Here is a 19,352-nt window from a genome sequence, read left to right as displayed (position 1 = left end):
TAAATAGAAAGGAAACGATTCATTATGAGCTTTGCATCAGAAATGAAAAATGAGCTGACAAGGATTGAAGTTGATAAAGATAACGCTAAGGCAGAGCTCAGTGCTTTAATTCGTATGAACGGGGCCTTAAGCCTATCACATCAACAGTTTGTCATTAATATTCAAACTGAAAATGCCACAACTGCAAGACGTATCTATACACTAATAAAACTTGTTTTTCAGGTTGAAGTCGAAATATTAGTACGTAAAAAGATGAAATTAAAGAAAAATAACATTTATATATGCCGAATAAAAATGAAAGCAAAAGAGATTTTAGACGAGTTAGGAATACTTAAAAATGGAATGTTTAGCCATGATATCGATGCAACTATGGTTAAAGATAATGAAATGAGAAGAAGTTATTTACGTGGTGCATTTCTCGCAGGAGGTTCAGTAAATAACCCAGAAACTTCATCATACCATCTAGAAATATTTTCTCTATATGAGGGTCACTCTGAAGGGCTCACGCAATTGATGAATACTTACGAGCTCAATGCGAAAAGTTTGGAGCGTAAAAAAGGTTGGATCACGTATCTTAAAGAAGCGGAACGTATAGCAGAATTTTTAAGTTTAATCGGTGGTTATCAAGCATTGCTTAAATTTGAAGACGTAAGAATAGTCAGAGACATGCGTAACTCTGTAAATCGACTGGTGAATTGTGAGACAGCGAATTTAAATAAAACGGTCAGTGCGGCGATGAAGCAGGTTGAAAGTATTCAACTGATAGATGAAGAAATCGGGATAGATAATTTGCCTGATCGACTGAGAGAAGTGGCAAAATTAAGAATTGAACATCAAGATGTTTCATTGAAAGAATTAGGTGAAATGGTAAGTACTGGAACTATTTCGAAATCAGGCATCAATCATCGTTTAAGAAAATTAAACGAAATGGCGGATAAAATCAGAAGCGGAGAACGATTTGAAGTGTAAAAAGTAGGTGTTTAGCCGGTGAGGACAGCCTGTTTTTTATATCATATTTCAATGCTATTTGATAGTGCATTTTGTAAAGTATGCGCTATATCGGCTTAGACATCCATTCTTAAAATAGCGCTCAGAGTTTTTTACTAAAAAATAATCTGATCGCTTTCTTTTTATGAGAAAAATTCGTAAGATATGACATCGTTTTAAATACCTGAAGTTCAATATGATATGGGATATAGTTAACGTGTATAGCAAAAAGAACCCCGTCGTTATGGGATTCTTGATTTTAAAAAGTAAGATAGCCCCCTCGAGAGGAATCGAACCTCTATTGTAAGAACCGGAATCTTAAGTGTTATCCATTACACTACGAGGGGTAAATTGAAACGTACACTCATCATTTTACCTTCATGCATTGTAGGGGTCAACTCCTAAAATAGTGAAAGTTAAAAGCGTAATTTTTGACCATGTTTGACTTTTAGGTTAGAATAAAATCAAATCAAAGAAATTAGGAGGAAATAATCTATGAATTTAATTCCTACAGTAATTGAAACGACAAATCGCGGGGAACGTGCATATGACATTTATTCACGTTTATTAAAAGACCGTATTATTATGTTAGGGTCTGCTATTGACGATAATGTAGCAAACTCAATCGTATCACAGCTTTTATTTTTACAAGCACAAGATGCAGAAAAAGATATTTACCTCTATATCAACTCTCCTGGTGGTAGTGTAACAGCTGGATTTGCGATTTATGACACAATCCAACACATTAAACCAGATGTACAAACAATTTGTATTGGTATGGCTGCTTCAATGGGTTCATTCCTACTTGCAGCAGGAGCTAAAGGTAAACGTTATGCATTACCTAATGCTGAAGTGATGATTCACCAACCACTTGGTGGTGCTCAAGGTCAAGCAACTGAAATCGAAATTGCTGCTAACCATATTTTAAAAACACGTGCAAAATTAAATAAGATCTTAGCTGAACGTACAGGTCAAGATATTGAAAAAATCGAGAAAGACACAGATCGTGACAACTTCTTAACTGCTGAAGAAGCTAAAGCTTATGGCTTAATTGATGAAGTAATGCAACCAGAATAGAAGAGAAGTTTCTGTCATTTATAAGATGATGAACCTATCTCATCTTACTATGTAATGAGTGGAGCAATGAAATCTGAAAGCGTATTTTAGATTTATGCTCCACTCTTTTTTTATGATAAAACAAACGGATTTTATTTAAATGAGGGGAAGGGGGTAACAGACGTGATAAGACAGGCACAAGTGAATGATCTGACTCAAATTCAAGAAATATATAATCATGCGATTAAGCATACGACCGCTGTCTATACTTATGAAACAGTAACATTAGAAGAACGTGAAAATTGGTTTCAAACGAAGCAACAATTACAACAACCTGTCTTTGTATACGAACGGAATGGGGAGGTGTTGGGATTTGCTACATATGGTCAATTTAGAAATTGGCCCGCTTACCAATTTACGATTGAACATTCTTTATATGTCAGTCCTAATGCGAGAAGAGAAGGCATTGCTTCTCAATTATTAGAGAACATAATTCAAGATGCCCGCGAAAAACAGGTTCAAACGATGGTGGCAGGTATTGATGACCAAAACATACAAAGTAAACTGTTACATGAAAAATTTGGATTTCGACATATGGGAACATTAGAGAAAGTTGGATATAAATTTGATCAGTGGCTTGATCTTGCATTTTATCAGATACAGTTAAAATAAGGTATCTTTATGTGGCATGATTTAATTGGCGATATCATTAAAAATCAGAATTGACATGTATGGTGTTTCAACTTGTCAATTCTGGTTTATCATATATCTCGAAATGATATCATTGAAGCACTTTTAGCATTCAACACTGGTCAGTTCACTTAATGGTTATAGATATCTTTAAGTGCAAGTGAAAGCGTTGGATAATTAAATGTAAAGTGGAGATGATTGAGTTTTTGAGGGACGATAAATTGTGTATCAAGTACCAATGTTGACATTTTCCCTAGAACTAATCGCATAAGCGTAGCTGGCGCCCATGTGTAGTGGGGGCGATGCAACGTTTTTCCAAGTATTTTCCCAAACTGTTGTTGTGTTTCTGGCCCAGGTGCAGCAAGATTGTATACTCCAGAAGCCGTCTTATGATCAATCAAGAATAGAATTGCGCGTTTTAAATCTTCAAGATGAATCCATGAATACCATTGATGACCACTACCGATACGTCCTCCTACAAAGAAGCGATACGTTTTTTCTATCATAGGTAGAGCGCCACCCTTTTGAGAGAGGATGAGGCCAAATCGACCTAAGATCACACGAGTACCTACTGATTCAAATAGTGAAGCCTGCTTTTCCCATTGATAAACGATTTCGGATAAAAGATCATGTGGTGTCGTACGAAAGTCTTCCGTATATGTCGCAGTATGAGAAGGTGGATAATATCCCATCGCACTTGCGTTGAAAAGCACACTCGGCTTTTGCTTGCGTGTTTTAAATAAGTCATATAATGCGCGCGTGGACTGTATTCGACTTGTCATCATAAGTTGTTGATGCGACTTTGTCCATCTTTTATTTAACGTCGCGCCTGCTAAATTAATAACGATATCAATGTCGGGGACTTTTTGTTCCCAACCCGTTTGACTCCAATTAATATATTGAATATGTGAAGATTTTGAACTTCGATCGCTACGTGTCAGAATATAAATCATTGAATCAGGTCGTTGTGAAATGTCTTCAACTAGCGCTGTCCCAACCATACCTGTGCCGCCAGTTATTAAATAATTCGTCACTTAAACCACTCCTTTTGATTCGTTCATATTATTGTCATAGAACAGACATTAACTTTTCACTTTAAATGCATTAAAGTGTGTTTATTAATTCACAAAGTGCGTTATAATAGAAATACCTTCGATAATTAATACATCTCTTAATTAAATTCAGTATACCCCATAATATATACGACGAAGGTAATTTTTGACTCCCTTTAGTTGAGGCCTGAATGATGCAGCATTCAGACCTCTTTTTATTATCTTCGTTTATGTTCAGATGATTAATGGTGTAATAGTTAGTCATTTCCTCATTATGATTATTTTTAAACTTCAACTTGAATGGTATCAGCAGATTGCGCATGAAAGGTTTTTAGATTCAATAACAATTTGGACTTAATATGCTTTAATTCGTTTCAATAGTAATAAATCATAGTTTTGGGTAGTACTGTTTCATAAAAGATGAGTGATATGGATTATGGTTTTGATATTGGTGATTTCGATAATTGGTGCCTTGTCGTTTTGAGTGATATGATTTATATTGAATGTTATTAATTTAAAAGTCACATAGTCGTTAACTTTCTAATATTGTATAATTGTAATATCACAATACAGACAAGACGTAAGTTTAAAAATAAATATAGCTTAAACTAAATAGATTGATATCTTAATAAAGAGAGGGAAAAACATGTCAGCACCAAAAAGAAGTGGACAAGGACCAAAATATGCTGAAAAAGGGGAAAAGAAAAAACGAGGTTTAGCGATTATCAGTATTATTGTTGTATTGTTATTGCTAGCTGGATTAGTGTTTGCAATCTTCTCATTCGTCGATCAATCACACCGAAGTAGTGAGCGATTAAAAGAGAAGTCTATTGAGGAACAAAAAGAAAAGCGAGATGCTGAAATTAAAAAAGAAAAAGAAAAAAAAGCACAAGAAAAGAGAGAAAAAGAAAAAAGTATTGAAAAAGAACAAGCTGAGCAAGAAAGATCTTTAGAAGCAGCGCGTCAACAATCCATTGAAGCGGAACGTCAAGCACAGTTACAAAACCAACGTAATCAGCAGCAAAAACCTAAATCAACTGAGCCGAAAACGGAAAAACCAAAGAAAGAAGAGCCGAAGACCGAGGAGCCTAAAAAAGAACCGAAGACGAGTGAAAAACCAGATACTTCAGAACCAAAATCGTCGGGCCCGAAGACAAATGAACCATCTTCAAACGAGCCAAAAACGCCGCCATCTTCAGCTCAGGAACCTAAAAAGGAACCTTCAACACAGCAACCTAATGGTCATTCTCAACAACAACCTCAACAAAATCAGAACCAAAGCCAAAATCAAAAACCGTCAGAAGATAAAAGTAATCAACATTAAAATGGCTTAATCAATATACATTGATGCCTAGAGTAAACGAAGGACGGAAGATTTTGTACCGTATCGTGTTGTGCAGTTATTGTATGAATAAAATAAAGAAAAGCATAGTCAACTTAACGCACAAAGCGTGTGGCTATGCTTTTTTTGCAACTTTATCATTTCTATTCGCTTTATATGGATATTGGTTAGAAGTACCAAAAGCGTAGTTCGTCTCATTTCTTCTTTTTCATATTAAAAAAGGAAATTGAGTAATAATGTTAAAAGTATTGATAAAAAAATGGAAAATAAGCAACCTGGTAAGCAACCTACAGGTGTACACCCATAGTAACGCGTATAGGTATAATTCCCACCTTCATATCTATTTTTGTTTGAACCGTATTGTATATCTTCGGGGCGACGATAGCGAGGATCTGAAGGATCGATGACCTCAGGCTGTTCGGAATCTCTTGTCATAGTATCACCTCTTTATGTAAATATATGAAATAACTTATCGTGTTGCAATAAAATTGATAAGGATGTTTAAGAATGGTGAAATGTGTTATAAATGGAATGAAAGTCATAGGAAATTGTTATTGGTCGTTTTTTGTCCAACGTTTTATGAAATTGGGATGGTTTATGACTTGCATTTTATATAGTTCAGTAGTATGATGGATTTGTAAACAACAAGATATATTTTTTTACAGTGCTTGGGACTATAAATGTCAAAGCGTGGCTCAAAGTTGACCATCTAATTGACTATTAAGGGGGCATTCACCTTGGAACGTATGATTCAAGTGCAACAAAAAATTGTGCCTGACTTGATAGACAAAATGTATCGAAGGTTCTCTATTTTAGCAACGATTCAGAAATATCAACCTGTAGGACGACGAACTTTGAGTGAGATGTTGAATTTGACAGAACGTGTCTTACGTTCAGAAACAGACTTGCTTAAACATCAAGAGTTAATTTCTGTCAAGCCAACAGGTATGACGTTAACGGTAGAAGGTAAGGATGTAGTCACACAGTTGAATGCTTATTTCAATCATTATTCTGATTATCATCGCCTTGCTCAAACGATTAAGGGTCAATTCGATATCAATGAAGTTCATGTCATTCCGGGGAACAGCGATACAGATTCTGCTGTAAAAGTAGAACTTGGTCGAATTGCTGGGCAACTGCTTGAAAAACAATTGTACGATCGTGCAATTGTTTCAGTGACGGGTGGTTCAACAATGGCATCAGTTAGTGATGCGATGTCTAAACTTCCCTTTCATGTTTTGTTCGTTCCAGCACGCGGTGGCTTAGGTCAGAATGTTGTTTTTCAAGCCAACACAATTTGTTCTAGAATGGCACAGAGAACTGGGGGCGACTACACAACACTATACGTCCCTGAGCAAGTGAGTGAGTTGACTTATCAAAATTTGATGCAAGAGCCTTCTGTTATCCAGACATTGGATAAAATTAGAGAATCTCAATTCACTATTCACGGTATCGGTGATGCGCTGAAAATGGCGAGACGAAGACAATCGCCATTAGAAGTCATCGAAAAGCTTCAACATCATCATGCTGTCGGTGAATCGTTAGGATATTATTTTGATCAACAAGGTAACATCATTCACAAGGTTAAAACGATTGGGATTCAGTTAGAAGAAGCCCAATCAAAAGCACACATTTTTGCTGTAGCGGGTGGCGCATCGAAAGGCCTTGCAATTAAGGCATACCTTAAAATCGCTTCTCCTAATACCGTTTTAATCACGGATGAAGCTGCGGCTAAAGTTATTACGAGTGAAACAATTTAGCAATAATAAAAAGTGCGTGATTTATTTAATTTTGAATTGATCCACTTTTTAAATATCATTTAAAGGAGGCCATTAACATGGCAGTAAAAGTAGCAATTAACGGATTTGGTAGAATAGGTCGTTTAGCATTTAGAAGAATTCAAGATGTAGAAAACATTGAGGTAGTAGCTGTAAACGATTTAACAGACGACGATATGCTTGCACATTTATTGAAATATGACACAATGCAAGGTCGTTTTACTGAAGAAGTAGAAGTAATTGATGGTGGTTTCCGTGTGAATGGTAAAGAAGTGAAATCATTCTCTGAACCAGAACCTGCTAAATTACCTTGGGGTGACCTTGGTGTAGACGTAGTATTAGAATGTACTGGTTTCTTCACAGATAAAGAAAAAGCTGAAGCACACATTCAAGCAGGCGCTAAAAAAGTATTAATCTCAGCACCAGCTAAAGGTGATCTTAAAACAATCGTATATAACGTTAACCACGAAACATTAGACGGTTCTGAAACAGTTGTTTCAGGTGCATCATGTACAACAAACTCATTAGCACCTGTTGCAAAAACTTTACACGACGAATTCGGTATTGTTGAAGGTTTAATGACTACAATTCACGCATATACTGGTGACCAAAATACACAAGACGCACCTCACAGAAAAGGTGACAAACGTCGTGCACGTGCTGCTGCTGAAAATATCATCCCTAACTCTACAGGTGCAGCGAAAGCAATCGGTTTAGTTATTCCAGAAATCGCTGGTAAATTAGATGGTGGTGCACAACGTGTTCCAGTTGCAACTGGTTCATTAACAGAATTAACAGTTGTTTTAGATAAAGAAGTAACAGTTGAAGAAGTAAACAAAGTAATGAAAGCAGCAACTAACGAATCATTCGGTTACACTGAAGACGAAATCGTTTCTTCAGACGTTGTAGGTATGACTTACGGTGCATTATTCGATGCAACTCAAACTCGTGTAATGACTGTTGGTGACCGTCAATTAGTTAAAGTTGCTTCTTGGTATGACAACGAAATGTCATATACTGCTCAACTTGTTCGTACTTTAGAACATTTAGCAAGCCACGCTAAATAAAATAGATTAAAATAGGATTGTAAGTACGGCTATATGTGCTTCGAACTATTTTGTAGCTTGTAGTAAGCGGAGGAGCACAAACGCTTCTCCGCTTATTTTAAAATTCATGACTTTTTATGAGGAGGATTCTCGATGGCAAAAAAGGATGTAACAGATGTTGAGTTAAAAGGTAAAGTTGTACTTGTGCGTGCAGATTTCAATGTTCCAATGAAAGACGGCGAAATTACCAACGATAACCGTATTGTTCAGGCATTACCGACATTAAAATATATCATTGAACAAGGTGGGAAAATTGTTGTTTTCTCACATTTAGGTAAAGTCAAAGAAGAAAGTGATAAAGAGAAACTCTCATTAGCGCCGGTTGCGAAACGTTTATCAGAAAAACTAAACAAAGAGGTTCAATTTATTCCAGAAACACGTGGAGAAAAATTAGAATCTGCCATTAAAGCCTTAAACGAAGGCGAAGTTTTAATGTTTGAAAACACACGCTTTGAAGATGTAGATGGTAAAAAAGAATCTAAAAATGATCCTGAACTTGGTAAATATTGGGCATCTTTAGGTGACATTTTCGTAAACGACGCTTTCGGTACAGCACACCGTGAGCATGCTTCTAACGTAGGAATCTCAACACACCTTGAGGCTGTTGCAGGTTTCTTAATGGAAAAAGAAATCAAATTCATTGGTGGCGTTGTTGAAAATCCTGAAAAACCTGTTGTTGCAATATTAGGTGGCGCTAAAGTATCTGATAAAATCGGCGTCATTGAAAACTTATTAAAAATAGCAGATAAAGTGTTAATCGGTGGCGGAATGGCCTACACTTTCTTAAAAGCACAAGGTAAAGAAATCGGTCTTTCATTACTTGAAGCAGACAAAATTGATTTTGCCAAAGATTTATTAGACCGTGCAGGTGACCAAATTGTATTACCAATTGACGGTAAAGTGGCAAAAGAATTTTCTAACGATGCACAAATTACAACTGTATCTATCGATGAAATCCCTACTGATCAAGAAGCAATGGACATTGGACCAAAAACTGTTGAGTTATTCAAAAAACAACTTGCAGGTGCACATACAGTTGTATGGAACGGCCCAATGGGTGTTTTTGAATTTAGCAACTTTGCTAAAGGTACAATTGGTGTATGTGAAGCTATTGCAGAACTTAAAGATGCAACAACAATCATTGGTGGTGGCGATTCAGCTGCTGCAGCAATGCAACTTGGTTTTGAAGAAGACTTTACACACATTTCAACTGGTGGCGGTGCGTCATTAGAATATTTAGAAGGTAAAGAACTACCAGGTATTAAAGCAATTGCGAATAAATAATTTTAAAGCGTGAATATAGAAAGCAAACTAAGAATTAAGAGGGAGTGTTCTGAAGTGAGAAAACCTATTATCGCTGGAAACTGGAAGATGAATAAAACGGTGCAGGAAGCTAAAAATTTTGTAAAAGAACTACCAGCATTACCAGATACAAATGAAGTTGAGGCAGTGATTTGTGCACCAACAATTCAATTAGATGCATTAATTTCTTTAACAAAAGAAAATGTTGCACCGGGTCTTAAAATTGGTGCACAAAATACTTATTTTGAAGAAAATGGTGCTTTCACAGGTGAAACTTCTCCTGTTGCTTTAGAAGATCTAGGCGTGAGCTATGTCGTTATTGGTCACTCTGAACGACGTGAGTTATTTCATGAAACAGATGAAGATGTAAATAAAAAAGCACATGCTGTATTTAATCACAACATGACACCTATTATTTGTGTAGGTGAAACAGACGAAGAACGTGAAAACGGCAAAGCAAATGAAGTTGTAGAAGCACAAGTAGAAAAAGCTTTAAAAGGTTTATCAGATGAGCAAATTAAAGATGTAGTTATTGCATATGAACCAATTTGGGCAATTGGTACAGGTAAATCGTCTACTGCTAAAGATGCGAATGAAATGTGTGCAGCTGTTCGTCAAACAATTGCAAAATTAACAAGTGATGAAGTTGCACAATCAGCACGTATTCAATATGGCGGTAGTGTAAAACCAAATAACATTAAAGAATATATGTCTGAATCAGATATCGACGGTGCACTTGTAGGTGGCGCATCATTGAAAGTTGATGACTATGTTCAATTGTTAGAAGGTGCGAAATAATTATGGCCAAAAAGCCAACAGCTCTTATTATTTTAGACGGATTTGCAAATCGTGAAGAAATCCATGGTAATGCAGTAAAATTAGCAAACAAGCCTAATTTTGACCGCTATTTTGAAAAATATCCGACAACGCAAATTGAAGCGAGTGGTTTGGATGTAGGTCTTCCAGATGGCCAAATGGGTAATTCAGAAGTTGGACATATGAATATCGGTGCTGGACGCATTGTGTACCAAAGTTTAACACGTATTAACAAATCTATTGAAGAAGGCGATTTTTTCGACAATGGTGTTTTAAACGGTGCAATTGATCATGCGTTGAATCATCAATCAGCATTACATGTTTTTGGTCTACTTTCTGATAGTGGTGTGCACAGTCATTACGAACACCTTTATGCGATTTTAGAACTTGCTAAAAGAAAAGGTTTAACAAAAGTTTACGTGCATGCATTTTTAGATGGTCGTGATGTTGATCAAAAATCTGCACTTAAATATATTGATGAAACTGAAGATAAATTCAAAGAACTTGGTGTTGGTCAATTCGCTTCTGTTTCTGGACGTTATTACGCAATGGACCGTGATAAACGTTGGGAACGTGAACAAAAAGCATATGATGCGATTCGTGGATTTGATCATGTCGTTAAATATCCTTCAGCACACGAAGGGGTTCAAGCAAACTATGATAACGATTTGACAGATGAATTTATCGAACCTTTTGTTGTAGAAAATCAAAATAACGGTGTAAATGACGGTGATGCAGTAATTTTCTATAACTTCAGACCTGACCGCGCTGGACAGCTTTCAGAAATCTTTACAAATAAAGTTTTTGATGGTTTTGAGGTTGAACAAGTTAAAGATCTATATTTTGCTACATTTACAGGCTACAATGATCAAGTTGATGCACATATTGTATTTGAAAAAGTTGATTTGAAAAATACAATCGGTGAAGTTGCTCAAGATAATGGTTTAGTGCAATTAAGAATTGCAGAAACTGAAAAATACCCTCACGTGACTTACTTTATGAACGGGGGTCAAAACGAGGAATTCAAAGGTGAGCGTCGTCGTTTAATCAATTCACCTAAAGTTGCAACTTATGATTTAAAACCTGAAATGAGCGCTTATGAAGTTCGCGATGCATTGTTAGAAGAATTAGATAAAGGTGATTTAGACCTTATTATCTTAAACTTTGCGAACCCAGATATGGTTGGTCACAGTGGTAAATTGGAACCGACTATTAAAGCAATCGAAGCTGTAGACGAATGTCTCGGCGAAGTCGTTGATAAAATCATCGACATGGGTGGTCATGCATTAATCACTGCTGACCATGGTAACTCTGATGAAGTGTTAACAGATGATGATCAACCGATGACAACACACACAACAAACCCCGTTCCAGTAATCTTGACTAAAGAAGGTCATACTTTGCGTTCAACAGGACGCTTAGGTGACTTAGCGCCAACATTACTTGATATCATGGGCTTAGAACAACCAGAAGATATGACTGGTGAATCATTAATCGAACACTAAATCATTTTGAAAAATAAGTATTACTCGTTATAATAACAATGAACAGCCAACCTGTTTTGGATAAAATAATGTCTGTTTAAAATATTAAGAACAGATCATAAAATTGATTGAAAAAGGAGATTAACATTATGCCAATTATTACTGATGTATACGCTCGCGAAGTACTAGACTCACGCGGTAACCCTACAGTTGAGGTTGAAGTTTTAACAGAAAGTGGTGCGTTTGGTCGCGCACTCGTACCTTCAGGTGCATCAACTGGTGAACATGAAGCTGTAGAATTACGTGACGGAGATAAAGCTCGTTATTTAGGTAAAGGTGTAGAAAAAGCCGTTGAAAATGTAAACGAAATTATTGCACCAGAATTAATCGAAGGTGAGTTTTCAGTACTAGAACAAGTTTCAATCGATAAAATGATGATTCAATTAGATGGCACTGCTAATAAAGGTAAATTAGGTGCAAACGCAATTTTAGGTGTTTCAATTGCTGTCGCACGTGCAGCTGCAGACTTCTTAGGTCAACCATTGTACAAATATTTAGGTGGATTCAATTCAACTGTATTACCTACACCAATGATGAACATTGTAAACGGTGGTTCTCATTCAGATGCACCAATTGCATTCCAAGAGTTCATGATTTTACCAGTAGGTGCTGAAACATTCAAAGAAGCATTACGATGGGGCGCAGAAGTGTTCCACGCGTTAGCTAAAATCTTAAAATCACGCGGTTTAGTGACTGCAGTAGGTGATGAAGGTGGATTCGCACCTAAATTCGAAGGTACTGAAGATGGCGTAGAAACAATCATCGAAGCTATTAAAGCGGCTGGTTTAGAACCAGGTAAAGATGTTTACCTTGGATTCGACTGTGCTTCTTCTGAATTCTACGAAAATGGTGTTTACGATTACACTAAATTCGAAGGCGAAAATGGTGCAAAACGTACAGCTGAAGAACAAGTTGACTACTTAGAACAACTTGTTGATAAATATCCAATCCTTTCTATTGAAGATGGTATGGATGAAAACGACTGGGAAGGTTGGAAGTTATTAACAGAACGTATCGGCGATCGCGTTCAATTAGTTGGAGATGACTTGTTCGTAACAAATACTGAAATTTTATCAAAAGGTATTGAACAAAACATCGGTAACTCAATCTTGATCAAAGTTAACCAAATCGGTACATTAACTGAAACATTCGAAGCAATCGAAATGGCTCAAAAAGCTGGTTATACAGCTGTTGTATCACACCGTTCAGGTGAAACTGAAGACACTACAATTGCTGACATTGCAGTAGCTACAAATGCAGGTCAAATCAAAACAGGTTCATTATCACGTACAGATCGTATCGCAAAATACAATCAATTATTACGTATTGAAGATGAATTATATGAAGCAGCTAAATATGAAGGTTTAAAATCATTCTATAACTTAAACAAATAATATTAAGTTAAATAGATGAATTAAATGATATTTGAGAGGTTGAGGAACACTAACGTGTTGCTTAACCTCTCGTTTTTTCATTCAAAACTTTAATAAGTGGACTGCTTAAATCGATATCGTTGTGTCCGTCTTATTTCGACCAAGACTTAGATTTTCAATGTGTTTTGAAACTGATATAATAATATTAAAAGTATAAGAAGGAGTCTTTTATGTCACAACTACAAAACTCTGAAATGCGTGCACAACATACCGGCAAATTATTAGGTTATATTTCATTTTTATTTGCGGTCTGCTTAGTGATTCATCAGGTCGTTATTGTTGATGGTCAAGTGATTACGTATATGTTGGAACATTCGGGTAATAAGGCAACAGAAAATAGCATCAATGCAATTAATAACAGCTTACGCTATATAGGCATTTTATATGTTTTAGCCTATGCAGCGGGTGTTGTTGCACTTAAAAATCAACATCCTTATTTATGGTGGTTTATGCTTGCAGTCTTTATTTCTCAATTATTTAACGCGCTACTCAATCCACCCATCCTTTATGCAGCGATTTTTCATGTAAAAGGATTTTTCGCATTAGTCCCTTATCTCGTCGTGAATTTAGGTTCTTTAGTTCTCGCGATAATGATGATTACCGTAAGTGTGAAGCGTAAATCGACATTTAATCGTTAAACTATATTGTGAATATACGGTAAATATGGTAAAATAGCTTCCGTATATGATGAATGGAGGACAGTCTGATGCATACCTTTTTTGTAGTATTACTCATTATTGACTGTATCGCACTCATCACGGTTGTTTTATTACAAGAAGGTAAGAGTAACGGCTTATCAGGCGCAATCAGCGGTGGTGCTGAACAGTTATTCGGTAAGCAAAAACAACGTGGTGTAGATTTATTTTTGCATAGATTGACAATTGTACTATCGATTATTTTCTTTGTATTAATGTTAGGTATCAGTTACTTTAATATGTAGAGTCCGGCCGTTGAAAAGTCGGGCTTTTTTGTTTGTATGTACGATTTTTTATCGATAGAATGAATCATATGAGTGTTTGAAAGGACGAGATTGTATTATGAAAATTCAACTACCTAAGCCTTTCTTTTTTGAAGAAGGAAAACGCGCTGTGTTATTATTACACGGTTTTACAGGTAATAGTTCAGACGTACGCCAGTTAGGCCGCTTTTTACAAAAGAAAGGCTATACTTCCTATGCGCCTCATTATGAGGGACATGCAGCGCCACCAGAAGAAATTTTAAAATCAAGCCCGCATGTGTGGTATAAAGATGCACTGGATGGTTATGATTACTTAGTAGAACAAGGCTACGATGAAATTGCTGTAGCAGGTTTATCATTAGGTGGGGTATTTGCGCTGAAATTAAGCTTAAATCGCAGTGTGAAGGGTATTGTAACCATGTGTACGCCGATGTACATTAAAACAGAAGGTGCAATGTATGAAGGTGTTTTAGAATATGCTAGAAACTTTAAAAAGTATGAGGGAAAAGATGAAGAGACGATAGAAAAAGAAATGGCAGCATTTCATCCGACGAGTACTTTAAAAGAACTCCAAGGTACATTGCAAGAAGTCAGAGATGCTGTAGATGAAGTGATGGATCCGTTACTCGTGATTCAATCAGAAAACGATGAAATGATTAATCCGGATTCTGCTAATATCATATACAATGAAGCTATTTCTGATGATAAGCATTTATCATGGTATCAAAATTCAGGCCATGTCATTACAATTGATAAAGAAAAAGAAGCTGTGTTTGAAGAAATTTATTCATTTTTAGAAACATTAGATTGGTCAGAATAGTGCATATTAAAACAGTCAATTTTAAATACGTAACAAGTTAGAAAGTCATTTAAATCAGATTTTAAATAGAAAGGAGGAGCAAGATGAATTTAAAAGAAGAGATTAAGGCAATTATCCAAAGCGCTGATTATGAACCTATGTCAGTGTCTGACTTCCAAGATGCATTAGGATTAAATAGTGCAGATTCATTTCGTGACCTCATAAAAATATTGGTTGAGTTAGAACAATCAGGAATGGTTACACGGACAAAACAAGACCGTTATCAAAAACGCGGACCTAAACCAGGCATTGTCAGAGGAACATTAAGCCAAAATAAAAAAGGATTTGCGTTTCTAAGACCTGAAGAAGAGGACATGGAAGATATCTTTATACCGCCTACAAAAATCAATAGAGCAATGGATGGCGATACAGTTATCGTAGAAGTAAAAAAATCTCGCGGCGACTTCCGTAAAGGAAAATTTGAAGGTGAAGTGAAGGCGATAGAATCACATTCGATTAAACAAGTGGTCGGTACATTCTCAGAAGCCCGTCATTTTGGTTTCGTCGTCCCTGACGATAAAAGAATTATGCAAGACATCTTTATTCCTAAAGGGCAGGATTTAGGTGCGATTGATGGCCATAAAGTTCTTGTACAAATTACAAAGTATTCTGATGGAACTAATAATCCTGAAGGCCAAGTATCAGCGATTTTAGGCCATAAAAATGATCCAGGCGTAGATATTTTGTCCATCATTTATCAACATGGAATCGAGATAGAATTCCCAAATGATGTGCTGAAAGAGGCAGAATGCATTCCTGAAACAATCCAACCGTCAGAACTTGAAGGACGACAAGATTTGCGTCAAGATTTAACCATTACTATTGATGGCGCAGACGCGAAAGATTTAGATGATGCGATTGCAGTCAAAAAATTAGATCATGGAAATATTGAATTAACAGTAAGTATTGCTGACGTGAGTTATTACGTCAAAGAAGGTTCTGCACTCGATCGAGAAGCTTATGATCGTTCGACAAGTGTGTATTTAGTGGATCGTGTTATACCGATGATTCCACACCGATTAAGTAACGGAATTTGTTCGTTAAATCCAAATGTTGATCGTTTGGCGATGAGTTGCCGTATGGTCATTAATCCCGAAGGTAAAGTCATCAAACACGAAATATTTGATAGTGTGATCCATTCTAATGCAAGAATGACATATGAAGCTGTGAATCGTATCATTACTGATAGAGATCCAGAAGCACGCCAAAAATATCGTGAGCTTGTATCAATGTTAGATTTAGCTAAAAATTTATCTCAAACATTAATCGATATGCGTAAAAAACGTGGCGAAATAGATTTTGATATCAAAGAGGCTAAAGTTTTAGTCAATGAAGAAGGTATTCCAAAAGAAGTGGTTACACGTGAGCGTGGTGAAGGCGAGCGACTGATTGAATCATTTATGTTGATTGCCAATGAAACGATAGCAGAACATTTTAGTAAGATGGAAGTTCCATTTATTTACCGTGTTCATGAACAACCAAAATCAGAGCGATTACGCCAATTTTTTGACTTTATTACGAATTTTGGCATCATGATTCAAGGAACAGGAGAAGATATTCATCCAAGTACTTTACAAAGTATTAGTGAAGAAATTGCTGGAAGACCAGAAGATATGGTCATATCCACAATGATGCTTCGCTCAATGCAACAAGCGCATTATGACGCAGAAAATTTAGGTCATTTTGGTTTAGCAGCTGATTATTATACACACTTTACATCACCTATACGACGTTATCCAGACTTAATCGTACACCGATTGATTAGAAAATATCTTATTGAAAAGTCGATGGATGGAAAAGCGAAACACGAATGGGAAGAAAAGTTACCTCAAATTGCTGAGCATACATCACAACGTGAACGCCGTGCGGTCGATGCTGAACGTGATACGGATGAACTTAAAAAAGCAGAGTACATGATTCAACATATTGGTGATGAATTTGAAGGTGTCATTAGTTCAGTAGCAAACTTTGGTATGTTTATTGAACTCCCTAACACAATTGAAGGGATGATCAATGTTCAAAATATGACTGATGACTATTATCATTTTGATGAGCGACAAATGGCGCTTATCGGTGAAAGAAAAGCGACTGTCTATCGAATTGGTGATGTTGTAAAAGTCAAAGTAGTTCATGTAGATGTGGAAGAACGACAAATTGATTTTCAAATTGTAGGCATGCCTATTGATTTTGGTCGACAAAAAGATAAAAAAGCACGCGGTAAAACGATACAAGCAAAAACAAAAGGTAATCAGTTTGAAAAGAAAAAAACTAAAAAGAAAAAGCAGAAGCAGCGTAAAGGAAAAAACGCACGCCGTCGTGAAAAATCTGGAAATACACAGCATCAGCCTTTTTATAAAGGGAAAAGTGTGAAGAAAAAAGCACGTAAAAAGAAAAAATAATTTGAGGTGAAACCAATGCCAAAAAAATCAGGTAAAGGCACATTAGCAGAAAATCGTAAGGCACGTCATGATTATAACATCGAAGACACGATTGAAGCGGGCATTGTGTTGCAAGGGACTGAAATTAAGTCGATACGTCGTGGAAGTGCGAATTTAAAGGACAGCTATGCACAAGTTAAACGCGGTGAAATCTTTCTTCACAATATGCATATCGCACCTTATGAAGAAGGTAATCGTTTCAACCATGACCCAAGACGTATACGCAAATTATTGTTGCACAAGCGTGAAATTACTAAACTCGGTGAACGTACACGTGAAATCGGATATTCGATTATTCCGCTCAAGCTCTATTTAAAGCACGGAAATTGTAAAGTATTACTTGGTATTGCAAGAGGTAAGAAAAAATACGATAAACGCCAAACTTTAAAAGAAAAAGCTGTGAAGCGTGATATGGATCGTGCGATGAAACAAAAATATTAAAGCATTGCTAAGATTGTAAAATTTTGATATGATATAATGTGCTTTCGTATAAAGAAAGCACATTTAAAAATACGGGGACGTTTATGGATTCGACAGGGGTCCCCAGAGCTCATGAAGCGTGTCGGAGGGTTGTCTCCGTCATCAACACATCAGTTTATAATAACTGGCAAAACTAACAATAATTTAGCAGTAGCTGCGTAATTGCACTCTGCATCACCTAACCGCATCGCCTATGTGCTGTTAACGTGATTCAACTTTAGTAGGATACGCTCGTCACTGCCGTTTGAAGTCTGACGAGAAGAGATCAATCAAACTAGCATCATGTTGGCTGTCTATCGCCTTGCATGATGTGAATTTCATGGATAGACTACACACGTAGAAACATTTGTATCAGGACCTTTGGACGCGGGTTCAAATCCCGCCGTCTCCATACTTTAGTCTATAATCCTTGTGGTTATGGGCTTTTTATTTTTGAGTGCACAAATATTACCCCAGATATGCCCTAACACATAAAAAAAGACACCCATATTTAGGGTGTTTATTTATCAAACAGTTTAATTGTTTTATTATCTTTCTTTATTTCTGCGTATAACTCTGGATTAATTTCTATTATTTCTTCTTTTTGTAAATCATTTTCAAAGTAAACTCAAAAAGCTGGTGTCATTTCACTAGTAGCTAGGATACTATCTTTAGTATTTATAAAAATTAAGTTTAGATTCGAATTATTATAAAGTTTCCAATCGTTAATAATCATATATCTACTCCTTACAAATATTTTACTACTTCTTTTTGCGTACTAGGATATAAGTGACCGTATCGGTTATACACTTCTGTTGTATCACTATGCCCTAATCTTTGGGCTATAATCACTACACGTATTTCATAGCTATAGTTTGTTTTGGGTTTTTATCATTATTTCATTGTAACCTTAAATAATTTAAAATAGCAGTACTCGAAGTTGAATCAATAAGGAATGTGATCAGCTATGGGATTTCTCATGATAACACTTTAGATTATAATAGAGATAAATTAAATTTCTAATATGACTGTACTTTAAGCGTTGCTACATCTTATTTTATAAAAGGTTTTGGGGGTGAAATCATGAAAACAATATATCAATTACTTATAGGGAGAATTGCGACAAATATTGGAGATAGTATTATATTAATTTCCTTAACTTGGTATATTGCTACTCAATATGATAACCCCGTATATTTAGGCATAATAGGCGCTATTGTAGGTATTATAGATGTGTGCATGATATTCTTAGGACCGATTTTAGATAGATATCATATTAAAAAAATCCTATATCTAAGTACGATGATACAAATTATTTTAGTCACTTTGTTAGCATTGTTGTTTTATAGTGGACACATGAGTTTAATAACGATGTATATATTATTGAGTTTGTCTTTAATATTTTCATCTCTCATTTATCCAGCAGAGAGTGTTTTAATTCCTAAAATATCTAAAGATGAAGATGAAATCATGAAGAACAATTCATTATTTCAACTTACTTATAAAGGTTTAAATATTATCCTAGATAGTTT

Annotated in this window: 18 protein-coding genes, 1 other RNA gene and 1 pseudogene; 17 read left to right on the top strand and 3 right to left on the bottom strand. The window is 35.9% G+C overall.

All coding sequences use genetic code 11. The features are described 5' to 3' along the window. The first annotated feature begins 24 nt into the window (after positions 1-24). The 3 genes from whiA (at position 25) to CD118_RS07985 (ending at position 2,715) form a co-directional block, all read left to right on the top strand. Complete coding sequence (whiA, locus tag CD118_RS08000) at positions 25-969, top strand: DNA-binding protein WhiA (protein WP_050331587.1); 945 nt, start codon at positions 25-27, stop codon at positions 967-969. Between the two features lie 513 nt (positions 970-1,482). Further along, positions 1,483-2,064: an ATP-dependent Clp endopeptidase proteolytic subunit ClpP gene (clpP, locus tag CD118_RS07990; RefSeq protein WP_016424534.1), complete on the top strand. Its 582-nt coding sequence runs from the start codon at positions 1,483-1,485 to the stop codon at positions 2,062-2,064. A gap of 162 nt (positions 2,065-2,226) precedes the next feature. After that, positions 2,227-2,715 carry a GNAT family N-acetyltransferase gene (locus tag CD118_RS07985; RefSeq protein ID WP_050331586.1) on the top strand — a complete coding sequence of 163 codons (489 nt, stop codon included), beginning with the start codon at positions 2,227-2,229 and terminating at the stop codon, positions 2,713-2,715. 149 nt (positions 2,716-2,864) lie between these two features. Here the strand turns inward: CD118_RS07985 and CD118_RS07980 are convergent, their stop codons facing one another. Beyond that, complete coding sequence (locus CD118_RS07980; RefSeq protein ID WP_103356543.1) at positions 2,865-3,767, bottom strand: TIGR01777 family oxidoreductase; 903 nt, start codon at positions 3,765-3,767, stop codon at positions 2,865-2,867. A 664-nt stretch (positions 3,768-4,431) separates the two neighbouring features. Here CD118_RS07980 and CD118_RS07975 point away from each other — a divergent pair. Continuing rightward, entirely contained in the window at positions 4,432-5,109 is a 678-nt protein-coding gene (locus tag CD118_RS07975; RefSeq protein WP_103356542.1) for a prolipoprotein diacylglyceryl transferase, read from the top strand. A gap of 231 nt (positions 5,110-5,340) precedes the next feature. On the opposite strand, the gene CD118_RS07970 is transcribed toward CD118_RS07975, so the two are convergent. Beyond that, positions 5,341-5,562 carry a hypothetical protein gene (locus CD118_RS07970; protein WP_050331585.1) on the bottom strand — a complete coding sequence of 74 codons (222 nt, stop codon included), beginning with the start codon at positions 5,560-5,562 and terminating at the stop codon, positions 5,341-5,343. Positions 5,563-5,873: 311 nt separating this feature from the next. On the opposite strand from CD118_RS07970, the gene CD118_RS07965 reads away from it, so the two are divergent. The 12 genes from CD118_RS07965 to ssrA all read left to right on the top strand — a co-directional run bounded on the left by CD118_RS07965 (position 5,874) and on the right by ssrA (position 18,235). Further along, a complete protein-coding gene (locus tag CD118_RS07965; RefSeq protein WP_372448659.1) occupies positions 5,874-6,887 on the top strand; it encodes a sugar-binding transcriptional regulator in 1,014 nt (337 codons plus the stop codon). A gap of 77 nt (positions 6,888-6,964) precedes the next feature. Next, entirely contained in the window at positions 6,965-7,972 is a 1,008-nt protein-coding gene (gene gap, locus CD118_RS07960) for a type I glyceraldehyde-3-phosphate dehydrogenase (RefSeq protein ID WP_050331583.1), read from the top strand. Positions 7,973-8,104: 132 nt separating this feature from the next. Continuing rightward, positions 8,105-9,295, top strand: a complete 1,191-nt coding sequence (locus CD118_RS12225; protein WP_050345940.1) for a phosphoglycerate kinase — start codon at positions 8,105-8,107, stop codon at positions 9,293-9,295. 54 nt (positions 9,296-9,349) lie between these two features. Continuing rightward, complete coding sequence (tpiA, locus tag CD118_RS12220) at positions 9,350-10,111, top strand: triose-phosphate isomerase (RefSeq protein WP_050345939.1); 762 nt, start codon at positions 9,350-9,352, stop codon at positions 10,109-10,111. Positions 10,112-10,113: 2 nt separating this feature from the next. Then, positions 10,114-11,634, top strand: coding sequence for a 2,3-bisphosphoglycerate-independent phosphoglycerate mutase (gene gpmI, locus CD118_RS07945; protein WP_103356540.1), 1,521 nt, complete (start codon positions 10,114-10,116; stop codon positions 11,632-11,634). A 128-nt stretch (positions 11,635-11,762) separates the two neighbouring features. Further along, positions 11,763-13,067 carry a surface-displayed alpha-enolase gene (gene eno, locus CD118_RS07940; protein ID WP_060830257.1) on the top strand — a complete coding sequence of 435 codons (1,305 nt, stop codon included), beginning with the start codon at positions 11,763-11,765 and terminating at the stop codon, positions 13,065-13,067. 209 nt (positions 13,068-13,276) lie between these two features. Continuing rightward, on the top strand, positions 13,277-13,744 hold the full coding sequence (locus tag CD118_RS07935) for a hypothetical protein (protein WP_103356539.1): 468 nt from the start codon (positions 13,277-13,279) through the stop codon (positions 13,742-13,744). Between the two features lie 68 nt (positions 13,745-13,812). Next, positions 13,813-14,046: a preprotein translocase subunit SecG gene (secG, locus tag CD118_RS07930; protein WP_016424546.1), complete on the top strand. Its 234-nt coding sequence runs from the start codon at positions 13,813-13,815 to the stop codon at positions 14,044-14,046. Positions 14,047-14,143: 97 nt separating this feature from the next. After that, positions 14,144-14,884 (top strand): alpha/beta hydrolase, encoded by a 741-nt coding sequence (locus tag CD118_RS07925; RefSeq protein WP_050331578.1) that lies wholly within the window; start codon positions 14,144-14,146, stop codon positions 14,882-14,884. Between the two features lie 83 nt (positions 14,885-14,967). Continuing rightward, entirely contained in the window at positions 14,968-17,322 is a 2,355-nt protein-coding gene (gene rnr, locus CD118_RS07920; RefSeq protein WP_103356538.1) for a ribonuclease R, read from the top strand. Positions 17,323-17,337: 15 nt separating this feature from the next. Continuing rightward, on the top strand, positions 17,338-17,802 hold the full coding sequence (smpB, locus tag CD118_RS07915) for an SsrA-binding protein SmpB (RefSeq protein WP_016424549.1): 465 nt from the start codon (positions 17,338-17,340) through the stop codon (positions 17,800-17,802). 73 nt (positions 17,803-17,875) lie between these two features. Next, positions 17,876-18,235: a transfer-messenger RNA gene (gene ssrA / locus CD118_RS07910) on the top strand. A 332-nt stretch (positions 18,236-18,567) separates the two neighbouring features. On the opposite strand, the pseudogene CD118_RS07900 reads toward ssrA, so the two are convergent. Then, positions 18,568-18,675: pseudogene (locus CD118_RS07900) on the bottom strand (tyrosine-type recombinase/integrase); the annotation flags it as partial. Between the two features lie 228 nt (positions 18,676-18,903). Between CD118_RS07900 and CD118_RS07895 the strand changes: the two are divergent. Then, positions 18,904-19,352, top strand: a 449-nt coding sequence (locus tag CD118_RS07895; protein WP_142380864.1) for an MFS transporter, incomplete at its 3' end; no start/stop codon positions are given.

The sequence above is a fragment of the Staphylococcus coagulans genome (genome assembly GCF_002901995.1).
Classification (GTDB): domain Bacteria; phylum Bacillota; class Bacilli; order Staphylococcales; family Staphylococcaceae; genus Staphylococcus; species Staphylococcus coagulans.
Note: the sequence above shows the minus strand (reverse complement) of the source record. Positions and strands in the feature narration are given on the sequence as shown.

Coding starts and splice junctions, on each gene's coding strand:
- whiA (WP_050331587.1), top strand. CDS start 25: ATGAGCTTTGCATCAGAAATGAAAAATGAGCTGACAAGGATTGAAGTT.
- clpP (WP_016424534.1), top strand. CDS start 1,483: ATGAATTTAATTCCTACAGTAATTGAAACGACAAATCGCGGGGAACGT.
- CD118_RS07975 (WP_103356542.1), top strand. CDS start 4,432: ATGTCAGCACCAAAAAGAAGTGGACAAGGACCAAAATATGCTGAAAAA.
- CD118_RS07970 (WP_050331585.1), bottom strand. CDS start 5,562: ATGACAAGAGATTCCGAACAGCCTGAGGTCATCGATCCTTCAGATCCT.
- CD118_RS07965 (WP_372448659.1), top strand. CDS start 5,874: ATGATTCAAGTGCAACAAAAAATTGTGCCTGACTTGATAGACAAAATG.
- gap (WP_050331583.1), top strand. CDS start 6,965: ATGGCAGTAAAAGTAGCAATTAACGGATTTGGTAGAATAGGTCGTTTA.
- CD118_RS12225 (WP_050345940.1), top strand. CDS start 8,105: ATGGCAAAAAAGGATGTAACAGATGTTGAGTTAAAAGGTAAAGTTGTA.
- gpmI (WP_103356540.1), top strand. CDS start 10,114: ATGGCCAAAAAGCCAACAGCTCTTATTATTTTAGACGGATTTGCAAAT.
- eno (WP_060830257.1), top strand. CDS start 11,763: ATGCCAATTATTACTGATGTATACGCTCGCGAAGTACTAGACTCACGC.
- CD118_RS07935 (WP_103356539.1), top strand. CDS start 13,277: ATGTCACAACTACAAAACTCTGAAATGCGTGCACAACATACCGGCAAA.
- secG (WP_016424546.1), top strand. CDS start 13,813: ATGCATACCTTTTTTGTAGTATTACTCATTATTGACTGTATCGCACTC.
- CD118_RS07925 (WP_050331578.1), top strand. CDS start 14,144: ATGAAAATTCAACTACCTAAGCCTTTCTTTTTTGAAGAAGGAAAACGC.
- rnr (WP_103356538.1), top strand. CDS start 14,968: ATGAATTTAAAAGAAGAGATTAAGGCAATTATCCAAAGCGCTGATTAT.
- smpB (WP_016424549.1), top strand. CDS start 17,338: ATGCCAAAAAAATCAGGTAAAGGCACATTAGCAGAAAATCGTAAGGCA.